At 35.6% G+C, this 2541-nt stretch carries 3 protein-coding genes; all 3 read right to left on the bottom strand.

The window, feature by feature from the left end; genetic code table 11:
* Positions 1-1069, bottom strand: a 1069-nt coding sequence (locus ACZQCL_RS08610; RefSeq protein WP_482482807.1) for a site-specific integrase, incomplete at its 3' end; no start/stop codon positions are given.
* A gap of 119 nt (positions 1070-1188) precedes the next feature.
* Positions 1189-1797, bottom strand: a complete 609-nt coding sequence (rnhB, locus tag ACZQCL_RS08605; RefSeq protein ID WP_337532803.1) for a ribonuclease HII — start codon at positions 1795-1797, stop codon at positions 1189-1191.
* Positions 1787-2541 (bottom strand): ribosome biogenesis GTPase YlqF (ylqF, locus tag ACZQCL_RS08600; protein ID WP_482482805.1); only part of this gene is annotated, 755 nt, incomplete at its 5' end. The genes ylqF and rnhB, both read right to left, overlap by 11 nt.

Below are 2541 nucleotides of genomic sequence, written 5' to 3'. Positions count from 1 at the left end.
CGATATCTTTGTCGGCTTGTGGAAACCAGTGTGCGTAAATGCGTAACACTGTGTCTAATTCGTCGCCTAAGCGTTTTGCGATATCGTAGGCGGAAAAATTAACCTTCCCCCCTGTAACCATATTATTTATCATAAATGACGCGCTAGAGTGTCTTAAATCGTGCATTCGTAGCATTGGTAGTTTTTCTTCGTCTTTTAATCGCTTATTTAATGAGTTTACACTATTTTGTAGTTGGTTTGTGACCTTCGCTCTACTGAATGGAATATCTATTCCGTAGATGAAAGAGTCTTCTGGAACATCCAATCTTGATTTCAATGACTTGTATTCATCAGCCAAAAACTGTGGCATACTAATTTGTCTGTAGCTGTTTTGAGTTTTTGGTGTTGTACATTTTTTTATTTTATCATTCCATGTCTTATTGATCGTGATTGTATTGTTCTCAAAATCCAAATCTTTCCATTGAAGTGCAAGAGCTTCTCCAATGCGTGTGCCCATATAGAATTGGTTTGTGAACAACAAATGGAATATTGTCGAATCAACGTTGTCGATAAATTTATTGAACTGTTCTTCAGTCCAATACATCATTTCTTCTTTATGCAGGTTTGGATTCTTTTTCAAATCCACTCTGCTGCATGGATTATCAGTAATGTATTGGTGCTTATTAGCGTAGTTCATGACCGCTTGTATGCGTAGGTAGTATTGATGTACTGATGAGAACTTATTCTTGCTTAGAAGCTCTTCTAGGACGTCCTGGATGTCTTTTGTGGTGACTTTCTGCAATAGCTTATCGCCTAATGCATTTCTCCACACCTTGAACATAACAATATGATTTTTGTAAGTGGATTCTTTGATTCTTTTTTCGGAGAATTCCATGTAGATATCTATCATTTCGTTCAGTGTCATTTTGGATCCAGGATTCTTCAAAGATTCTTTAAACAAAACTTCGGCTTTGATCGCATCTTGCTTTCTGTCAAAACCGCGCTTTTTGTATTGCTTGGTTTCATTTCCTACTCTGTAAGAACCGTAGTAATACCATTTGTTTGTGTCGTTGTCTCTTTTTACCGCCATAATATTTTCCTCCAGCATCTTATTTTATCAGAGCTAGAGTCATATTTAAATATAAATTTGTGCCGTTTTTATGCCGAATATTCTTATTTTGCTTTAAATAAGGTAAATTGGACTTTTAACTAAAAAAGTCTAATTTCTTCAAGTTTTTTTACAGGACCATAACTTCTTCGATAGAAATTCTGTAATCCATACTTGTTTAAAGCTTCAATATGCGCTTTTGTCGGATATCCTTTATGTTTGGCTAAACCATACTGTGGATACATTTCATCCAACTTTTTCATCCAATGATCACGCGTAACTTTCGCTAAAATACTTGCCGCCGCGATAGACAATGATTTTTGATCTCCCTTCACAATAGCTTGGTAAGGTTTATCAATATCTGGTAATGGCATCGCATCACTCAACACAAAATCACATTGTGCTTTATTGGCAATCTCCATCATAGCATCTTGTGTTGCACGATAGATATTTTTCCTATCAATCGTCTTTTCATCTACAACTAAAATTTGATAGTACAAAGCATCCTGAATAATTGTTTTAAACAACTCTTCTCGCTTTTTTTCACTCAATTTTTTAGAATCATCAATTAACGCATTTTGATATCCCTTTGGAAAGATAACACCTGCTACTATCAATGGACCGGCAATAGGGCCTCGCCCTGCTTCGTCCATACCAAGTACACTTTGATTTTGATTCCAGTAATCATTGTCCAAAGGTCTATCCAACATGTGGTTTCTCCCAAGTAATCAAGCCACACTTATTTTCACGAATATCTTTGACAAAACTTAACATCAAACGATTTTCATCAATTTCACCCTTTAATAAATAACCACGTTTTATGGCGATATTCTGTAATGTTTCATAAGGCGTATCCGCAATCTTGACATGATATACTGTATCAAAGATTTCAGGTTTTTCCTGCATTAAATATTCACACGCAAATAATGCCAAATCGTCCATATTTACAACTTGATCTTTTACTGAACCCAATAGAGCAAGTTTTAGACCTACTTGTTGATCTTCAAATTTTGGCCATAATACACCCGGCGTATCTAATAGCTCAAGTGTTTGACCTACTTTAATCCATTGAAGACTCTTTGTCACGCCTGGACGATCTCCAGTTTGAGCCGCTTTACGTTTCGCAAACGTATTAATAAATGTGCTTTTACCTACGTTAGGAATTCCACACACCATGGCACGCAAAGCTCTAGGCTTCATTCCTCTACGTTTTTGTTTTTCAATTAAATTGATACATAATTCATTCGATGCCTTAATCAATTGTTTTGAGAAATTTTCATGAATAAAATCCAATGCTAATACTTTTTGATTCTCTGTTTCTAAGGCATTTACCCATTGTTTGGTAAGTTCTTTATCAGCCTTATCTTTTTTTGACAAAAGAATCAAACGCGGTTTATTTTGAATCAATTGATCCTGATGAAGCAAGACGTATCTTAGACGAAGAACTCTACGGT

The sequence above is a fragment of the Holdemanella sp. genome (genome assembly GCF_056804935.1).
Note: the sequence above shows the minus strand (reverse complement) of the source record. Positions and strands in the feature narration are given on the sequence as shown.

Coding starts and splice junctions, on each gene's coding strand:
- rnhB (WP_337532803.1), bottom strand. CDS start 1,797: ATGTTGGATAGACCTTTGGACAATGATTACTGGAATCAAAATCAAAGT.